This window comes from Streptomyces sp. BB1-1-1 (genome assembly GCF_031597775.1).
GTDB classification, from domain to species: domain Bacteria; phylum Actinomycetota; class Actinomycetes; order Streptomycetales; family Streptomycetaceae; genus Streptomyces; species Streptomyces thinghirensis.
In genome coordinates this window covers 3,268,127-3,284,738 of record NZ_CP134203.1, presented here as the reverse complement: position 1 = coordinate 3,284,738, position 16,612 = coordinate 3,268,127, and the positions used below count along the sequence as shown (strand labels likewise).

The following is a 16,612-nucleotide window of genomic DNA, read 5'->3' as shown; positions in this document are numbered from 1 at the left end:
GGTTTTACAGCCGCCCGAGCACCTGCGTCAGCAGCGAACCCATCCGCGTGGCGGAGTCGCGGCCCGCCTGGAGGACCTCCTCGTGGTTGAGGGGCTCGCCCGTCATGCCCGCCGCGAGGTTGGTCACCAGGGAGATGCCCAGGACCTCCGCGCCGGCCTCGCGGGCGGCGATCGCCTCCAGGACCGTCGACATGCCCACCAGGTCGGCCCCGATGACGCGGGCCATGCGGATCTCGGCCGGCGTCTCGTAGTGCGGGCCGGGGAACTGGGCGTAGACGCCCTCCTCCAGCGTGGGGTCGACCTCCTTGCACAGGGCGCGCAGGCGGGGGGAGTAGAGGTCGGTGAGGTCGACGAAGTTGGCGCCGACGATGGGGGAGGTGGCGGTGAGGTTGATGTGGTCGCTGATCAGGACGGGCTGGCCGGGGCGCATGCCCTCGCGCAGGCCGCCGCAGCCGTTGGTCAGGATGATCGTCTTGGCGCCGGCGGCGACGGCCGTGCGGACGCCGTGGGAGACGGCGGCCACGCCGTGGCCCTCGTAGTAGTGGGTGCGGCCCAGGAAGACCAGCGCTCGCTTGTCGCCGATGGAGTACGAGCGGATCTTGCCGCCGTGTCCCTCCACTGCGGGCTTGGGGAAGCCCGGCAGGTCGGTGACCTGGAGATCGGTCTCGGGGGCGCCCAGGGCGTCCACGGCCGGTGCCCAGCCGGAGCCCATCACGAGGGCGACGTCGTGGGTCTCGGCGCCGGTGAGTTCGCGCAGGCGGGCCGCGGCGGCGTCGGCGGCGGCGTAGGGGTCGCCCTGGATGTCGTCCGGAAGAAGAGATGCGTTCACGCCGAAGAGGGTAGCCGGTTTACGCCTACGCGCGTAGATGACAGAGCTCACGGGATTGCGATTGTTGTTTTGTTGCTTTTGACGAGGGCTGCGACTCAGCAGGGGCGCTTGCGCAGTTCCATGACGTAGTCGTGCGGCGCGCCGGCCGATTCCGCGGCGTCCGCCACCTCGCCCAGGTAGCGGGCGGAGGGCAGACCGCCCTCGTAGGCGTTCAGGACGTACGTCCAGGCGTTCTCCTCGCCCTCCAGGGTGTGGACGCGGACGCGGGTGCGGCGGTATATGTCCAGGCCCACGCCCTCCCAGCGGTCGAGTGAGTCCTCGTCCATCGGGGCGATGTCGTAGAGGGCCACGAAGACCTGGGAGATCGGGTCCTCGACGAGGGTCGCGAGTGCGCCCTCCCAGCCCATGTGCTCGCCCCCGAAGGTCAGCCGCCACCCGTTCAGCCAGCCGGTGGCGCGCAGCGGCGAGTGCGGTGCGCGGCGGGTCATCAACCGCGCGTCGAGGTTGCCGGCGTAAGCGGCGTAGAGCGACATGGGGGAGAGGGTACGGCAGGGCTCCCGGGAGTCGCTCTTGTAACAGACGTGCCCCCGGGCGGCCCCACATTGAAGGGTGCGGGACAATGGAGTACGTGACTCGGATCGTGATCATTGGCGGCGGACCCGGCGGATACGAAGCGGCGCTGGTGGCCGCGCAACTCGGCGCGGAGGTGACCGTCGTCGACTGCGACGGTCTGGGCGGGGCATCGGTGCTGACCGACTGCGTGCCGTCCAAGACCCTCATCGCCACGGCCGAGGTGATGACCACCTTCGATTCGTCGTACGAGGAACTGGGGATCATCGTCGCCGACGACACCCCGCCCATGGAGCAGGCCGCCCGGGTGGTCGGCGTGGATCTGGGCAAGGTCAACCGGCGTGTGAAGCGGCTGGCCCTCGCCCAGTCGCACGACATCACCGCCTCCGTGACGCGCGCCGGTGCGCGGGTCATGCGCGGGCGCGGGCGGCTGGAGGGCATGCAGGCGCTGGACGGGTCGCGGAAGGTCGTGGTGCGCGCCGCCGACGGGAGCGAGGAGACGCTCACCGCGGACGCGGTGCTCATCGCGACCGGTGGGCATCCGCGGGAGCTGCCGGACGCGCGGCCCGACGGGGAGCGCATCCTGAACTGGACCCAGGTGTACGACTTGGATGAGCTGCCCGAGGAGCTCATCGTGGTCGGGTCGGGTGTGACTGGTGCCGAGTTCGCCGGTGCCTACCAGGCCCTCGGGTCGCGGGTCACGCTCGTGTCGTCGCGGGACCGGGTGCTGCCGGGCGAGGATCCGGACGCCGCCGCCGTGCTGGAGGACGTCTTCCGGCGCCGCGGCATGAACGTCATGTCGCGGTCCCGGGCCCAGTCCGCCAAGCGTGTCGGGGACCGCGTGGAGGTGACGCTCGCCGACGGGCGCGTCATCACCGGCTCGCACTGTCTGGTGGCCGTGGGCGCCATTCCCAACACCGACGGGATGGGGCTGGAGGAGGCCGGGGTCAAGCTCAAGGACTCCGGGCACATCCGGACCGACCGCGTCTCGCGGACCTCCGCTCCCGGTGTGTACGCCGCCGGTGACGTGACCGGCATCTTCGCGCTCGCCTCGGTCGCCGCCATGCAGGGGCGCATCGCCATGTACCACTTCCTCGGCGACGCGGTCACCCCGCTGAACCTGAAGACCGTCTCGTCCAACGTCTTCACCGACCCCGAGATCGCCACCGTCGGGTACTCGCAGGCCGACGTCGACGCCGGCAAGATCGACGCCCGCGTGGTCAAGCTGCCGCTGCTGCGGAACCCGCGCGCCAAGATGCAGGGCATCCGGGACGGGTTCGTCAAGATCTTCTGCCGGCCGGGTACCGAGATCGTCGTGGGTGGTGTGGTCGTGGCGCCGCGCGCCTCCGAGCTCATCCATCCCATCTCGATCGCGGTCGACAACAACCTGACGGTCGAACAGATCGCGAACGCCTTCACCGTGTATCCCTCCCTTTCGGGGTCGATCGCGGAGGTGGCGCGGCAGCTGCACACGCGGAAGGCCGGCGGAGAGGGCTAGGGCCTGTCCGGCGGATCAGGTCGCAGGAAAGCGACGGCGCCTCATCAGCGCAGGTGAGCGGGGGCTGGTGCGGCCAGCTGCAAGGCGGAGGAGGGCGGCAACGCGGAGCGTTGACAACCGACGACAACGCCGCAGATGGGCGTGCCGGCCCCCGCGTCTGCGGCATGATCCGCTGGACAGGCCCTAGGGGCTGAGACCGCGGCTTGATTCGACTCCCCGCTGGTCACAGGGAGTTGCGGAGCTTGCGGGCGGCATAGGCGGCCCGGGTAGGCCCGTATACCACTTCCGGCTCTGGCGTGCGAACAACTTCTGTTATTCGGCGCATACTGCTGAAAGCAGACGGTCGTTGGGGTTACTGTCAGTTTCGTGTTCGCTGCAGAACGTCGCCAATTGATCCTCGAAATGGTGCGAGCGAACGGGGCCGTGTCGCTCCGTGAGCTCGCCCGCGTCGTCCAGACCTCCGAAGTGACCGTACGGCGGGACGTGCGCGCACTGGAGGCAGAAGGACTCCTCGACCGCCGGCACGGCGGTGCGGTATTGCCGGGCGGGTTCACGCGAGAGTCCGGCTTCCCGCAGAAGTCCCATCTCGCGACCGCCGAGAAGACGGCCATCGCCGACCTCGCCGCGGGCTTCGTCGAAGAAGGCGAGGCCATCGTGGTCGGGGCGGGTACCACAACGCAGGAGCTGGCGCGCCGGCTCGCGCGGGTGCCCGGGCTGACCGTCGTCACCAACTCGCTGCTGGTGGCCCAGGCCCTCGCCCATGCCAACCGGGTCGAGGTCGTGATGACCGGTGGCACCCTCCGGGGGTCCAACTACGCCCTCGTCGGGTCGGGTGCCGAGCAGTCCCTGCAAGGCTTGCGGGTCTCCAAGGCCTTCCTGTCCGGAAGCGGGCTGACGGCCGAGCGGGGCCTGTCCACGTCCAACATGCTGTCGGCGTCCGTCGACCGCGCGCTGGTGCAGGCGGCCGCCGAGGTCGTGGTCCTCGCCGACCACTCCAAGCTGGGCACGGACACCATGTTCCAGACCGTGCCCACGGACGTCATCACCCGCCTGGTCACGGACGAGCCGCCCGCCCACGACGACCGGGCCGCCACCGAGCTCCAGGCCCTGGCCGACCAGGGCGTGCAGATCGCCGTGACCGGCGCGTCGGGGGGTGCGACGACGACCGGCCCAGGGGGACCGGGGGCCTCCGGAAATGATGCCGTCCCGGCGCGTCAGCAGCGCCGGGACGTGCCGCTTCCGGGGCCGCGCCGTCAGGTCCCGGGCGCGGCGGCTGGCCTGCGCTCGGCCACGGCCCTGGGTGAGCAGAACGCCGGGGCGGAACGGGCGCGCGTCGCGGATCTGCGCCGACGCTGAGCCACCGCACGGTCCGTCGCGTCCCCGGCACCAAAAGCGGGGCGCCCGGCGGACCGTTGTGGTCCACCGGGCGCCCCGGACGTCGCGTGCGCTCGCTCAGTCCTTGATCTCGCAGATGGGGGCGCCGGAGGTGACGGAGGCGCCGACCTCGGCGCCCAGGCCCTTGATGGTGCCGGACTTGTGGGCGTTGAGGGGCTGTTCCATCTTCATGGCCTCCAGGACGACGATCAGGTCGCCTTCCTGGACTTCCTGGCCTTCCTCGACGGCGATCTTGACGATGGTGCCCTGCATCGGGGAGGCGAGGGTGTCGCCGGATGCGGCGGGGCCGGACTTCTTCGCCGCGCGGCGCTTGGGCTTGGCGCCGGCCGCGAGACCGGTGCGGGCCAGGCTCATGCCCAGGCTGGAGGGGAGGGAGACCTCCAGGCGCTTGCCGCCGACCTCGACGACGACGGTCTCCCGGCCGATCTCGTCGTCCGCCTCCGTGTCCGCGGGGGCGGTGAAGGGCTTGATGTCGTTGACGAACTCCGTCTCGATCCACCGGGTGTGGACCGTGAAGGGGTCGGTCGAGCCGGTCAGTTCCGGGGCGAAGGCCGGGTCCTGGACGACCGTGCGGTGGAAGGGGATGGCGGTGGCCATGCCCTCGACGGTGAATTCTTCCAGGGCGCGGGAGGCGCGCTGGAGGGCTTCGGCGCGGGTGCGGCCGGTGACGATGAGCTTGGCCAGCAGCGAGTCCCAGGCCGGGCCGATGACCGATCCGGACTCGACGCCGGCGTCCAGGCGGACGCCGGGGCCGGTGGGCGGGTCGAAGAGGGTGACGGTGCCGGGGGCGGGGAGGAAGCCCCGGCCGGGGTCCTCGCCGTTGATGCGGAACTCGAAGGAGTGGCCGCGCAGCTCCGGGTCGTCGTAGCCGAGTTCCTCGCCGTCGGCGATGCGGAACATCTCGCGGACCAGGTCGATGCCCGCGACTTCCTCGGTGACCGGGTGCTCGACCTGGAGGCGGGTGTTGACCTCCAGGAAGGAGATCGTGCCGTCGGTGCCGACCAGGAACTCCACCGTGCCGGCGCCGACGTAGCCGGCCTCCTTCAGGATGGCCTTGGAGGACGCGTACAGCTCGGCCAGCTGCTCCTGGGACAGGAACGGGGCGGGGGCCTCCTCCACCAGTTTCTGGTGGCGGCGCTGGAGGGAGCAGTCACGGGTGGAGACGACGACCACGTTGCCGTGGGTGTCGGCCAGGCACTGGGTCTCCACGTGGCGGGGCTTGTCGAGGTAGCGCTCGACGAAGCACTCGCCGCGGCCGAACGCGGCCACCGCCTCACGGACCGCCGAGTCGTAGAGCTCGGGGACCTCTTCCAGGGTCCGGGCGACCTTGAGGCCGCGGCCGCCGCCGCCGAAGGCGGCCTTGATCGCGATGGGCAGGCCGTGTTCCTTGGCGAAGGACACGACCTCCTCCGCGCCCGAGACCGGGTCCGGGGTGCCCGCGACCAGCGGGGCGCCGGCGCGCTGGGCGATGTGGCGGGCGGCGACCTTGTCGCCCAGGTCGCGGATGGCGTGCGGGGGCGGGCCGATCCAGATCAGACCCGCGTCCAGGACCGCCTGGGCGAACTCCGCGTTCTCGGAAAGGAATCCGTAGCCGGGGTGGATGGCGTCCGCGCCCGACTCGCGCGCGGCCTTGAGGACCTTGGCGATGTCCAGATAGCTGGTGCCGGGGGTGTCACCACCCAGGGCGAACGCCTCATCAGCGGCGCGGACATGCAGAGCGTCCCGGTCCGGGTCCGCGTAGACGGCCACGCTCGCGATCCCGGCGTCCCGGCAGGCCCGGGCCACACGGACAGCGATTTCGCCACGATTGGCGATGAGCACCTTGCGCACGATTGAGGCTCCCTCCTTGAAACAAGCCGAGTTTAGGGACTGCCGACACGGCACTTCGACCCGTCCCCAATGGTGAGCTTGCCCACACGGAGTGTGACTTGAGGCTCGCTCGACCCGCGAAATCCCTTGTCGTACCGCGATACGCAGGACTCCTCGGGGAAACCCTAGCCTCCCGATGTGGGCAAGGTCTCTGTAAGAGGGTGCTGCGGGCCACTCCGTTTCTTTGTGGAGTCCCTACGAATGGCCCAATGATTCTTTGCTCGCCGCAGACCCCTTGTCGCGAGGTTTACCCGTGAGTAGCGTTCTGGATGTCTCGAACGTACTTGGGGTAACAGCTGTCCTGTGCGGGCAGCGGTCGAAAGTGGGTGGGGACCGGTGACGGTGCGCAGGCCGGTGGCGTGGATCGTGGCGGTCGTGCTCTTCGCGGAGGCGGTCGGCGTCGCGGCGCTGAACTGGTTCCTCGGGATCGTCGTCGACCGGCAGGACATGTCCCTGGCCGGTCTCGACCCGGACATGATGTCCGTGTCCTCGAAGATCGGCGGTGTCGTCTTCGGGCTCTACTTCGCGCTGTGCGGGCTGGTGGCCCTGCTCGTGGCGTTGCGCGACCGGGCGCCCGTCGGCCTCGGCCGGGTCCTGCTGATCAGCGCGGCCGTGGTGCACGGGGTGCTGGGTGCCTTCACCTGGGGACTGGTCGGCTGGCACGTCTTCCTCTTCATGATCCTCGCCCTCGCCCTCATCGTGCTGCTGCTGATGACCTACGACGCCCGCGAGGAACCCGCGGCCGGGCAGCGGCCCGAGGAGGGCATGGGTGGCGAGGGCTCCCCGGTCAGTCCTCCGCCGGCGCCCACAACTCCGTGATGCCGACCCCGAGGTCGGCGAGCAGCCGGCGTACGAGGGGCAGGCTGATGCCGATCACGTTCCCGTGGTCGCCCTCGATGCCGTCGATGAACGGGGCCGAGCGGCCGTCCAGGGTGAACGCCCCGGCGACGTACAGGGGCTCGCCGGAGGCCACGTAGGCCGCGACCTCCTCGTCGGTCGGCTCGCCGAAGCGGACGACGGTGGAGGCGGTGGCCGAGACGTGGCGGCCGGAGGCGGTGTCCCAGACGCAGTGGCCGGTCTGCAACGTGCCCGCCCGGCCGCGCATCGCCTTCCAGCGGGCCGTGGCCTCCTCGGCGTCCGCCGGCTTGCCGAGCGCCTGGCCGTCCAGGTCGAGCACCGAGTCGCAGCCGATCACCAGGGCGCCGTGCACCTCGGGCTTCGCGGCCACGACGGACGCCTTGGCCTCGGCGAGGGCGAGGGCCAGCTCGGCGGGGGTGGGCGCGGTGACGGCGTCTTCGTCGACGCCGCTCACGAGCACCTCGGGGGCGAGCCCGGCCTGGCGGAGCAGGCCGAGCCGGGCCGGGGACTGGGAGGCGAGGACGAGCCGCCTGCGGGGCTGAGCAGTCATGGGATCAGGTTAGTCACCCGGGCGGGGGCGGATCACCTCAAGCCGATCACGATCATCGCGAGAACCATGGCCAGCGCCAGGAAAACGCTGAGCCGCCGCAGCATGTCCTGCATGTCGCGCAGTTCCTTGGGCGGCTCGTTCTCGGGGTCGGACCAGAGCATGCCACTAAGCGTGGGGCTTCAGCGGTGGGGGCGCCTGAGTAGAGGTACTCAAATAGGCGCCCCCCGTTGTCCCTCCGTGCGCGGTTCCCCGCGCCCCTGGGTTGGCTGCGCTCAGGCCGGCCAGTAAGTGCGGCCCCAGGACGCCGGGCCCGGGTGAGGGAGCCGGTGGGACGCGATGCGGGACGGGTCGGACCACGCGTCGTGCGGGGGCTCGGCGCCGGACGGCTCGGCGGCTGCCGTCGCGGCGCGGGCGCGGACCACCGCCAGGGCGGCGGCCAGCTCCTCGGGGGTGGGGTTGCCCCGTACCACCTTGATCGTCACAGCGGCTCCTTAGAGGGGGATGTTGCCGTGCTTCTTCGGGGGGAGGGATTCCCGCTTCGTACGCAGCTGACGCAGGCCGCGGACGATGTGGCGGCGGGTGTCGGACGGCATGATCACCGCGTCGACGTAGCCGCGTTCGGCCGCCGTGTAGGGGTTGAGGAGGGCGTCCTCGTACTCCTGGATCAGGCGGGCGCGGGTGGCCTCGGCGTCGTCACCGGCCTCGGTGATGGTGCGGCGGTGCAGGATGTTGACCGCGCCCTGGGCGCCCATGACGGCGATCTGGGCGGTGGGCCAGGCGAGGTTCAGGTCGGCGCCCAGGTGCTTGGAGCCCATGACGTCGTAGGCGCCGCCGAAGGCCTTGCGGGTGATGACCGTGATCAGGGGGACGGTGGCCTCGGCGTAGGCGAAGATCAGCTTGGCGCCGCGGCGGATGATGCCGTCGTGCTCCTGGTCGACGCCCGGGAGGAAACCGGGGACGTCCACGAAGGTGATGACCGGGACGTTGAAGGCGTCGCAGGTGCGCACGAAGCGGGCGGCCTTCTCGGACGCGGTGATGTCCAGGCAGCCGGCGAACTGCATCGGCTGGTTGGCGACGATGCCGACCGGGCGGCCCTCGACGCGGCCGAAGCCGGTGAGGATGTTCGGCGCGTACAGCGGCTGCGTCTCGAAGAACTCGGCGTCGTCGAGGACGTGCTCGATGACGTTGTGCATGTCGTACGGCTGGTTCGCCGAGTCCGGGACGATCACGTCCAGCTCGGCGTCCTCGTCCGTGACCGTGAGGTCGGCCTCCTCCGGGAAGGCGGGCGGGTCGGAGAGGTTGTTGGACGGCAGGTACGACAGCAGCTGCTTGACGTACTCGATGGCGTCCTTCTCGTCGCCGGCCATGTGGTGGGCCACGCCGGAGGTGGAGTTGTGGGTGCGGGCGCCGCCCAGCTCCTCGAAGCCGACGTCCTCGCCGGTGACGGTCTTGATGACGTCGGGGCCGGTGATGAACATGTGGCTGGTCTGGTCGACCATGACCGTGAAGTCGGTGATCGCGGGGGAGTAGACCGCGCCGCCCGCGCACGGGCCGACGACCAGGCTGATCTGCGGGATGACGCCGGAGGCGTGGGTGTTGCGGCGGAAGATCTCGCCGTAGGCGCCGAGGGAGGCCACGCCCTCCTGGATGCGGGCGCCGCCGGAGTCGTTGATGCCGATGACCGGGCAGCCGGTCTTCAGCGCGAAGTCCATGACCTTGACGATCTTCTGGCCGTAGACCTCGCCCAACGCGCCGCCGAAGACGGTGAAGTCCTGCGAGAAGACCGCGACGGGGCGGCCGTCGACGGTGCCGTAGCCGGTCACGACGCCGTCGCCGTAGGGGCGGTTGGCGTCGAGGCCGAAGTTGGTGGAGCGGTGCCGGGCGAACTCGTCCAGCTCGACGAAGGACCCCTCGTCGAGGAGGAGGTCGATGCGCTCACGGGCCGTCAGCTTGCCCTTGGCGTGCTGCTTCTCGACGGCGCGTTCCGAACCGGCGTGCGTCGCTTCCTCGATACGGCGCCTGAGATCCGCGAGCTTGCCCGCGGTCGTGTGGATGTCGGGCTGCTGCTCTTCCGGCTCGGACATCGGGATGCGGCTCCCTGCCTGCTCAAAAGGGGGGACGGTTACTCATCCGTAGAGTAGTAGGGGGCCTTCCGATCGGCAGTGCGGTGTTTCCCACACCTAGTGTGGGTTGCATGACGCCCCGAGATGCCTCTGACTCCCCGAACAACCGGTGGTCCGACCTGGACCGGCCGCCCCTCAACACCACGGCCCTGCGCCGGGGGCTGGTGCGGGAGGGAGGGCTGTGGCGGCAGGTGGACGTGGTGCAGCGCACCGGCTCCACCAACTCCGACCTCGTGGCCCGTGCCGCCGAGGGGGACCTGGACGAAGGGGCCGTCCTCGTCGCCGAGGAGCAGACCGCCGCGCGTGGCCGCCTTGACCGGCAGTGGACGGCACCGGCCCGCTCCGGGCTCTTCTTCTCCGTACTGCTGCGGCCCGCCGAGGTGCCGGTGACCCGCTGGGGCTGGCTGCCGCTGCTCACCGGCGTCGCGGTGGCGACGGGGCTCTCCCGGGCGGCGGGTGTCGATACGGCCCTGAAGTGGCCCAACGACCTGCTGGTGACGGTCGGCGACGAGGAGCGCAAGGCGGGCGGCATCCTCGCCGAGCGGGCCGGGGACGACGGGGTCGTCATCGGTGTGGGCATCAACGTCACCCTCCGGGCCGACGAACTCCCGGTGCCGCGGGCCGGGTCCCTGGCGCTGGCCGGGGCCGTGAACACCGACCGGGATCCGCTGCTGCGGGGAATACTGCGTTCGCTCGAGGACTGGTACGGGCGCTGGCGGGCGGCCGAGGGCGACCCGGCGGCCAGCGGGCTCCAGGAGACGTACGCGGCGGGGTGCGCGACGCTCGGCCGGGTGGTGCGGGCGGAGCTTCCGGGGGAGCGGTCCATCGTGGGGGAGGCGGTGGCCGTGGACGGGGACGGGAGGCTCGTGCTGGCCACCGAGGCGGGAGTGCAGGAGCCGGTGGGGGCGGGGGACATCGTGCACTTGCGGTTGGCTTGAACGCGCCCACCCGTGCGGCGGGCCGCGGCCGCACGCTCGCCGGGAGTGAGCTGGGGCACACCTGACGTAAAGTTGGGGCCGGTCGAACCTGACCGCAGCAGATCGGAAGGGCAGCAGGCGTGACCGTCGACGACACGGGCTCCGGCGCGGACGGGGGCGGCCGGGTGGACCCCGAGCCCGACCCGGAGTCCGCCGACTCCGGCGAGGACCCGCTCGCGCTGCGCCTCGAAGGGCTCATTCTGGGCGCCGAGCGCCGCTACACCCCCTTCCAGGCCGCCCGCAGCGCGGGCGTCTCCATGGAGCTGGCCTCCCGTTTCTGGCGGGCCATGGGCTTCGCCGACATCGGCCAGGCCAAGGCGCTCACCGAGGCGGACGTCCTCGCCCTGCGGCGCCTGGCCGGTCTGGTGGAGGCGGGGCTGCTCAGCGAGGCCATGGCCGTGCAGGTGGCGCGGTCCACGGGGCAGACCACCGCCCGGTTGGCCGAGTGGCAGATCGACTCCTTCCTGGAGGGTCTGACCGAGCCTCCGGAGCCCGGGATGACCCGCACCGAGGTGACGTATCCCATCGTCGAGCTGCTCCTGCCCGAGCTGCAGGAGTTCCTCGTCTACGTCTGGCGGCGCCAGCTCGCCGCCTCGGCCGGCCGGGTCGTCCAGGCCGGTGACGACGAGGAGATGGTGGACCGGCGTCTCGCGGTCGGCTTCGCGGACCTGGTCGGCTTCACCCGGCTGACCCGCCGGATGGAGGAGGAGGAGCTCGGCGAGCTGGTCGAGGCCTTCGAGACCACCTGCGCCGACCTGGTGGCCGCACGCGGCGGGCGGCTGATCAAGACCCTCGGCGACGAGGTGCTCTACGCCGCGGACGACGCCGGTACGGCCGCCGAGATCGCGCTGCGTCTCATCGAGACGATGGCGAACGACGAGACCATGCCGGAACTGCGCGTCGGCATCGCCTTCGGCACGGTGACCACCCGGATGGGCGATGTCTTCGGCACGACGGTCAACCTGGCCTCCCGGCTCACCTCGATAGCTCCCCGGGACGCCGTCCTCGTCGATGCCGCCCTCGCGGAGGAGCTGATCCGTACGCGCGACGCCCCGGCCTCGGAGGCGGCGGCCGCCGAGGAGGCCGCCGCGGCGGAGAAGGAGGGCGTGGAGCCGCCGGCGTACCGCTTCGCGCTCCAGCCGATGTGGCAGCGGCCGGTGCGCGGTCTCGGCGTGGTGGAGCCGTGGCTGCTCACGCGGCGGGGCGGCGGCGGGGAGTCGTAGGGCCTGCTGCGCGGCAGGGGGACGGCGGGACGGCGGGAGTCGCCGGGCCTGCCCGGTGTCCGTCAGCCGTCGCCGTCGAGCAGGTCCACGCACAGGCCGACGACCGGCACGCACAGACCCGGAGGGCCCGGCTCCGGCGTCGGCGCGGGCGGCGTGCCGCGGTCCGGGGGCGGGGTCGGCGCGGGGCGCGGTGCGGGGGTGTCCGGCCGCGGTGGCCGCGAAGATTCCGGAGGCCGTGGCGGCCGCGGGGCGTGAGCGGGCGGCGGAGCCTTGTCGTCCGTGTCCGGGGGGTCCGGGACGGCCGTCGCGGAGGGGAGCGCGGCCGAGGGGCCGCTCGCGAACGGCCCCGGCCCCGGTATGAGACCCGGTCCCGGGGTGCCGCTCAGACCGCCCATGGCCGAAGTCGCCGACGGGCTCACCCCGGGCGGACCGGCGGTGCTCGCGGCGGCGGGTGTCGTCGCCGGGTCCGGCGCGGTGCCCTGAACCCCGCCCGTGTCCACGCGCGGCCCGGCCTCGGCGCCGTACCCGTCCACGTCGCCGCCGCCGGGCCCGGGCAGCAGGCGTACGAGGCTCAGGGCGCCCGCCGCCAGTGCGAGGCCGCCGGCGGTGAGTACCGCCTTGCGGGGGCGGGGCCTGCGGTGCCGGCCACGATTTCCCCACGGGTGCTGCGGTTTCGCCGGTGTGCCGGTCGTGCCGCTCGTCGTCATGATCCCTCCCCGGTGCGCACGCGCCCCCCCTGCGCCGTGGCGGAGCGACGCTACGGGCTGCCGTGGGCCAGGACACGCCGGTCGGCCGGATGTCACCCGAACGGGTAAGCGGGGCGGGGTGGCGAGCGGGCGCGTCCGGCCTTTCGCCGCGGGGGTCCGCCTGCGATGATCGGGTGGTCGACTTGTTAACACGCGTTAACCGGAGGGTGTCATGAGCGAGGAGCGGTTCGGAGAGTTCGTCCTGGTGCGGCGGCACGGGGACGGACATGTCGCGGAGCTCGCGCTCGACCGGCCGAAGGCCATGAACGCCGTCTCGACCGCGATGGCCCGGTCCGTCGGCGCGGCGTGCGCGGCGCTGGGCGAGGACCGGAGCGTACGGGTGGTGGTGCTGACCTCGACCCACGAGCGCGCGTTCTGCGTCGGGGCCGACCTGAAGGAGCGCAACTCCTTCTCCGACGCCGACCTGCTGCGGCAGCGGCCGGTGACGCGGGGCGCCTACACCGCGGTGCTGGAGCTGCCGGTGCCGACGATCGCGGCCGTGCACGGGTTCGCGCTGGGCGGCGGGTTCGAGCTGGCGCTGTCGTGCGACGTGATCGTGGCCGACCCCACGGCGGTGGTGGGGCTGCCCGAGGTGTCGGTCGGGGTGATTCCGGGCGGCGGCGGTACGCAGCTGCTGCCGCGGCGGGTGGGGGCGGCGCGCGCCGCCGAGCTGGTGTTCACGGCGCGGCGGGTGGCGGCCGAGGAGGCGCGCGAGCTGGGGCTCGTGGACCAGCTGGTGGACGAGGGCCGGGACCGGGAGGAGGCGCTGGACCTCGCCTCCCGGATGGCCGCGAACTCGCCCGTGGGGCTGCGGGCGGCCAAGCGGGCGCTGCGGCTCGGGCACGGTCTTGACCTGCGGGCCGGGCTGGAGGTCGAGGACGCGGCGTGGCGGGCGGTGGCGTTCTCGGGGGACCGGGCCGAGGGGGTGGCGGCGTTCAACGAGAAGCGGGCGCCGCGGTGGCCGGGGGAGTAGGCCCGCTGGTGGCCGGGGGAGTAGCCCCGCTGGTCCGTCTCCCCGGCCGTCCGGTGTCCGCATCGCAGGTGGGCGCCCCGTTCGCCCCGCTTGAGTCCCGTTTCGACCCGAATCTCCCTAGCCTGGAGTGATGGGTGACGACAGGCGGCTCGCGGCCGTGGTGGCACTGGCGCAGGGCATGGCCGCCGCGCACAGCTCGCGCGAGGCGTGGCGGGCGGCGGCCCTCGGTGCCTGCCTGGCGCTCGGCGGCAGCTTCGCCGCGCTGTCGGTGTGGGAGCGCGAGCTGGGCCGGCTCCGGGTCCTCGTGAACGTCGGCCGGCGGGCCGAGGGCGAGGAGGAGTTCCCGGAGGACGAGTCCTACCCGGTGCACCAGTTCGCCGAGATCACCGAGTTCCTGCACGAGCGCTGGGCCGGCGGCGGTGAGCCCGACGCCTGGGTCGAGACGGCCGAGGGGCCCGCCGCCGGGCGTCCCGGCTACGTCCACCAGCGCGTCGCCGCGCTGCGGCGCCGGGGGCGCGGCTGCTGCGTGGTCGCGCCGATCGTGCTGCACGGCCGCGCCTGGGGCGAGCTGTACGTGGCCCGTCCGGTGGGGGAGCGGGTCTTCGAGCGGCCCGACGCCGACTTCGCCACCGTGCTGGCCTCGGTCGTCGCCGCCGGTATCGCCCAGACCGAGCGGCTTGAGGAGGTCCGGCGCCTCGCGTACACCGACGCGCTCACCGGGCTGGCCAACCGCCGCGCCGTCGACACGGCGCTGGACGAGGCCGTCGAGCGGCACCGCAGGGAGGACGTCGTCGTCAGTCTCGTCGTATGCGATCTGAACGGCCTCAAGCGGGTGAACGACACGCACGGGCACGCCGTCGGCGACCGGCTGCTGGAGCGTTTCGGGTCGGTGCTGTCGCTGTGCGGGGCGATGCTGCCGGGGGCGCTCGCGGCGCGGCTCGGCGGGGACGAGTTCTGTCTGCTCGCGGTCGGGCCGTCCGCCGACGAGGTGGTCAAGGCGGCCGAGGAGCTGTGCCGCCGCGCGGCCGAGCTGGAGCTGGGGGACGGCGTGGCCTGCGGGGTCGCGTCCACGGAGGACCCCGTCGGGCCGGTGCGCTCCGCCCGCAGGCTCTTCCGGCTCGCCGACGCCGCCCAGTACCGGGCCAAGGCCGAACGGTCCGCCGGGCCGGTCGTCGCCGGTCGCGAGGGGCCCGACGACCCCGTCGTGCGGCTCGCGGACGAGCCGTCGCGGGAGGAGGGCGGGGAGCGCCGGCGGTTCCGCGGGCGGCACTCGCCGTGACGCCGGCCCGGTAAGGGGCGCAAGCGGCGCGCATCCGTGACGTACCCCCTCGTGACATCATCGAATTCACTGCGTACGCTCCTGAATATGGATATGCACACTGTGGTGGTGGGGACGTCCGGGGTCACCGTGTCCGACGTCCTCGCCGTGGCGCGGGCCGGCGCCCGGGTCGAACTCTCCGACGAGGCGGTCGCCGCCCTGGCCGCGGCCCGCGGCATCGTGGACGCGCTGGCCGCCAAGCCCGACCCCGTGTACGGCGTGAGCACCGGTTTCGGCGCCCTGGCGACCCGGCACATCAGCCCCGACCTGCGGGCCCAGCTGCAGCGCAACATCGTCCGCTCGCACGCCGCCGGGATGGGCCCGCGCGTCGAGCGCGAGGTGGTCCGCGCGCTGATGTTCCTGCGGCTGAAGACCGTCTGCTCCGGGCACACCGGCGTCCGCCCCGAGGTCGCGCAGACCATGGCCGACGTGCTCAACGCCGGGATCACCCCGGTCGTCCACGAGTACGGCTCCCTCGGCTGCTCCGGCGACCTCGCGCCGCTCTCGCACTGCGCGCTCACCCTCATGGGCGAGGGCGACGCCGAGGGCCCCGACGGCACCGTGCGGCCGGCCGGCGAGCTGCTCGCCGAGCACGGGATCGCCCCCGTCGAGCTGCGCGAGAAGGAGGGCCTCGCCCTCCTCAACGGCACCGACGGCATGCTCGGCATGCTGGTCATGGCCCTCGCCGACCTCGACACCCTCTACAAGTCCGCCGACATCACCGCCGCGCTGACGATGGAGGCCCTGCTCGGCACCGACCGCGTGCTCGCCCCCGAGCTGCACGCCATCCGCCCGCACCCCGGGCAGGCCGCCAGCGCCGCCAACATGGCCGCCGTCCTCAAGGGCTCGGGCCTCACCGGTCACCACCAGGACGACGCCCCTCGCGTCCAGGACGCCTACTCGGTGCGCTGCGCCCCGCAGGTCGCCGGTGCCGGACGCGACACGATGGCCCACGCTGCTCTCGTCGCCGAGCGCGAGCTGGCCGCGGCCGTGGACAACCCGGTCGTCCTGCCCGACGGCCGCGTGGAGTCCAACGGCAACTTCCACGGCGCCCCGGTCGCCTACGTCCTCGACTTCCTCGCCGTCGCCGTCGCCGACCTCGGTTCCATCGCCGAGCGGCGCACCGACCGGCTCCTGGACAAGAACCGCAGCCACGGTCTGCCGCCGTTCCTCGCCGACGACGCCGGTGTCGACTCCGGTCTGATGATCGCCCAGTACACGCAGGCCGCCCTGGTCAGCGAGCTGAAGCGGCTCGCCGTACCGGCCTCGGCGGACTCGATCCCGTCCTCCGCGATGCAGGAGGACCACGTCTCCATGGGCTGGTCGGCGGCGCGCAAGCTGCGCACGGCCGTCGACAACCTCACCCGCGTGATCGCCGTCGAGCTGTACGCCGCCGCGCGCGCGATCCAGCTCCGCGAGGGACTCACCCCCGCCCCGGCCTCGCAGGCCGTCATCGACGCCGTACGGGCGGCCGGTGTCGAGGGTCCGGGACCGGACCGGTTCCTGGCGCCCGATCTCGCCGCGGCGGACGCCTTCGTGCGTGCCGGGCACCTGGTCACGGCCGCGGAGTCGGTCACCGGGCCGCTGCGCTAGCCGAGCCCGGCTAAGTCGGAGGGGCCCCGTCGGGAGGACGGGGCCCCGCTGCGCTGTCTTCGAAGGGCCTGCCGCCCTCGAACGGTCAAA

At 72.6% G+C, this 16,612-nt stretch carries 16 protein-coding genes; 8 read left to right on the top strand and 8 right to left on the bottom strand.

Features of this window, described 5'->3' with window-relative positions; genetic code table 11:
* Window positions 1-4 precede the first annotated feature (4 nt).
* On the bottom strand, window positions 5-829 hold the full coding sequence (locus RI578_RS14965; RefSeq protein ID WP_310871567.1) for a purine-nucleoside phosphorylase: 825 nt from the start codon (window positions 827-829) through the stop codon (window positions 5-7).
* Window positions 830-924: 95 nt separating this feature from the next.
* On the bottom strand, window positions 925-1,362 hold the full coding sequence (locus RI578_RS14960; protein WP_310871566.1) for a gamma-glutamylcyclotransferase: 438 nt from the start codon (window positions 1,360-1,362) through the stop codon (window positions 925-927).
* Window positions 1,363-1,448: 86 nt separating this feature from the next.
* Here RI578_RS14960 and RI578_RS14955 point away from each other — a divergent pair, with 86 nt between their 5' ends.
* Both RI578_RS14955 and RI578_RS14950 read left to right on the top strand, forming a co-directional pair.
* Complete coding sequence (locus RI578_RS14955) at window positions 1,449-2,897, top strand: NAD(P)H-quinone dehydrogenase (protein ID WP_310871565.1); 1,449 nt, start codon at window positions 1,449-1,451, stop codon at window positions 2,895-2,897.
* A gap of 366 nt (window positions 2,898-3,263) precedes the next feature.
* A complete protein-coding gene (locus tag RI578_RS14950) occupies window positions 3,264-4,253 on the top strand; it encodes a DeoR/GlpR family DNA-binding transcription regulator (RefSeq protein ID WP_310871564.1) in 990 nt (329 codons plus the stop codon).
* A gap of 96 nt (window positions 4,254-4,349) precedes the next feature.
* Here RI578_RS14950 and RI578_RS14945 read toward each other — a convergent pair whose 3' ends face one another.
* Window positions 4,350-6,122 (bottom strand): biotin carboxylase N-terminal domain-containing protein, encoded by a 1,773-nt coding sequence (locus tag RI578_RS14945; RefSeq protein ID WP_310871563.1) that lies wholly within the window; start codon window positions 6,120-6,122, stop codon window positions 4,350-4,352.
* A gap of 375 nt (window positions 6,123-6,497) precedes the next feature.
* Here RI578_RS14945 and RI578_RS14940 point away from each other — a divergent pair, with 375 nt between their 5' ends.
* On the top strand, window positions 6,498-6,980 hold the full coding sequence (locus RI578_RS14940; protein WP_310871562.1) for a hypothetical protein: 483 nt from the start codon (window positions 6,498-6,500) through the stop codon (window positions 6,978-6,980).
* Here the strand turns inward: RI578_RS14940 and RI578_RS14935 are convergent.
* The 4 genes from RI578_RS14935 to RI578_RS14920 all read right to left on the bottom strand — a co-directional run bounded on the left by RI578_RS14935 (window position 6,949) and on the right by RI578_RS14920 (window position 9,653).
* Window positions 6,949-7,569, bottom strand: a complete 621-nt coding sequence (locus RI578_RS14935; protein WP_310871561.1) for a nucleoside triphosphate pyrophosphatase — start codon at window positions 7,567-7,569, stop codon at window positions 6,949-6,951. The two genes, RI578_RS14940 and RI578_RS14935, sit on opposite strands and share 32 nt — an antisense overlap.
* Before the next feature lie 32 nt (window positions 7,570-7,601).
* The gene (gene mmpB, locus RI578_RS14930) at window positions 7,602-7,730 is read right to left on the bottom strand and encodes a morphogenic membrane protein MmpB (RefSeq protein WP_086724589.1); all 129 of its coding nucleotides are present in this window, start codon (window positions 7,728-7,730) and stop codon (window positions 7,602-7,604) included.
* Between the two features lie 111 nt (window positions 7,731-7,841).
* The gene (locus RI578_RS14925; RefSeq protein WP_310871560.1) at window positions 7,842-8,051 is read right to left on the bottom strand and encodes an acyl-CoA carboxylase epsilon subunit; all 210 of its coding nucleotides are present in this window, start codon (window positions 8,049-8,051) and stop codon (window positions 7,842-7,844) included.
* Between the two features lie 9 nt (window positions 8,052-8,060).
* A complete protein-coding gene (locus RI578_RS14920) occupies window positions 8,061-9,653 on the bottom strand; it encodes an acyl-CoA carboxylase subunit beta (protein ID WP_310871559.1) in 1,593 nt (530 codons plus the stop codon).
* A 110-nt stretch (window positions 9,654-9,763) separates the two neighbouring features.
* Here RI578_RS14920 and RI578_RS14915 point away from each other — a divergent pair, with 110 nt between their 5' ends.
* Window positions 9,764-10,630, top strand: a complete 867-nt coding sequence (locus RI578_RS14915) for a biotin--[acetyl-CoA-carboxylase] ligase (RefSeq protein WP_310871558.1) — start codon at window positions 9,764-9,766, stop codon at window positions 10,628-10,630.
* A 119-nt stretch (window positions 10,631-10,749) separates the two neighbouring features.
* Window positions 10,750-11,892 (top strand): adenylate/guanylate cyclase domain-containing protein, encoded by a 1,143-nt coding sequence (locus RI578_RS14910; RefSeq protein ID WP_310871557.1) that lies wholly within the window; start codon window positions 10,750-10,752, stop codon window positions 11,890-11,892.
* 62 nt (window positions 11,893-11,954) lie between these two features.
* Here RI578_RS14910 and RI578_RS14905 read toward each other — a convergent pair whose 3' ends face one another.
* A complete protein-coding gene (locus RI578_RS14905; RefSeq protein WP_310871556.1) occupies window positions 11,955-12,599 on the bottom strand; it encodes a hypothetical protein in 645 nt (214 codons plus the stop codon).
* Between the two features lie 211 nt (window positions 12,600-12,810).
* Between RI578_RS14905 and RI578_RS14900 the strand changes: the two genes are divergently transcribed.
* The 3 genes from RI578_RS14900 (at window position 12,811) to hutH (ending at window position 16,522) form a co-directional block, all read left to right on the top strand.
* A complete protein-coding gene (locus RI578_RS14900) occupies window positions 12,811-13,611 on the top strand; it encodes an enoyl-CoA hydratase-related protein (RefSeq protein WP_310871555.1) in 801 nt (266 codons plus the stop codon).
* A 130-nt stretch (window positions 13,612-13,741) separates the two neighbouring features.
* Entirely contained in the window at window positions 13,742-14,890 is a 1,149-nt protein-coding gene (locus RI578_RS14895; protein WP_310871554.1) for a diguanylate cyclase domain-containing protein, read from the top strand.
* A 93-nt stretch (window positions 14,891-14,983) separates the two neighbouring features.
* Window positions 14,984-16,522 (top strand): histidine ammonia-lyase, encoded by a 1,539-nt coding sequence (hutH, locus tag RI578_RS14890; protein WP_310875767.1) that lies wholly within the window; start codon window positions 14,984-14,986, stop codon window positions 16,520-16,522.
* Window positions 16,523-16,612 lie beyond the last annotated feature (90 nt).

What these genes read in the sequence shown, in the direction of transcription:
- RI578_RS14960 (WP_310871566.1), bottom strand. Translation starts at nt 1,362, where the DNA reads ATGTCGCTCTACGCCGCTTACGCCGGCAACCTCGACGCGCGGTTGATG.
- RI578_RS14955 (WP_310871565.1), top strand. Translation starts at nt 1,449, where the DNA reads ATGGAGTACGTGACTCGGATCGTGATCATTGGCGGCGGACCCGGCGGA.
- RI578_RS14935 (WP_310871561.1), bottom strand. Translation starts at nt 7,569, where the DNA reads ATGACTGCTCAGCCCCGCAGGCGGCTCGTCCTCGCCTCCCAGTCCCCG.
- mmpB (WP_086724589.1), bottom strand. Translation starts at nt 7,730, where the DNA reads ATGCTCTGGTCCGACCCCGAGAACGAGCCGCCCAAGGAACTGCGCGAC.
- RI578_RS14920 (WP_310871559.1), bottom strand. Translation starts at nt 9,653, where the DNA reads ATGTCCGAGCCGGAAGAGCAGCAGCCCGACATCCACACGACCGCGGGC.
- RI578_RS14915 (WP_310871558.1), top strand. Translation starts at nt 9,764, where the DNA reads ATGACGCCCCGAGATGCCTCTGACTCCCCGAACAACCGGTGGTCCGAC.
- RI578_RS14905 (WP_310871556.1), bottom strand. Translation starts at nt 12,599, where the DNA reads ATGACGACGAGCGGCACGACCGGCACACCGGCGAAACCGCAGCACCCG.
- RI578_RS14900 (WP_310871555.1), top strand. Translation starts at nt 12,811, where the DNA reads ATGAGCGAGGAGCGGTTCGGAGAGTTCGTCCTGGTGCGGCGGCACGGG.
- RI578_RS14895 (WP_310871554.1), top strand. Translation starts at nt 13,742, where the DNA reads ATGGGTGACGACAGGCGGCTCGCGGCCGTGGTGGCACTGGCGCAGGGC.
- hutH (WP_310875767.1), top strand. Translation starts at nt 14,984, where the DNA reads ATGCACACTGTGGTGGTGGGGACGTCCGGGGTCACCGTGTCCGACGTC.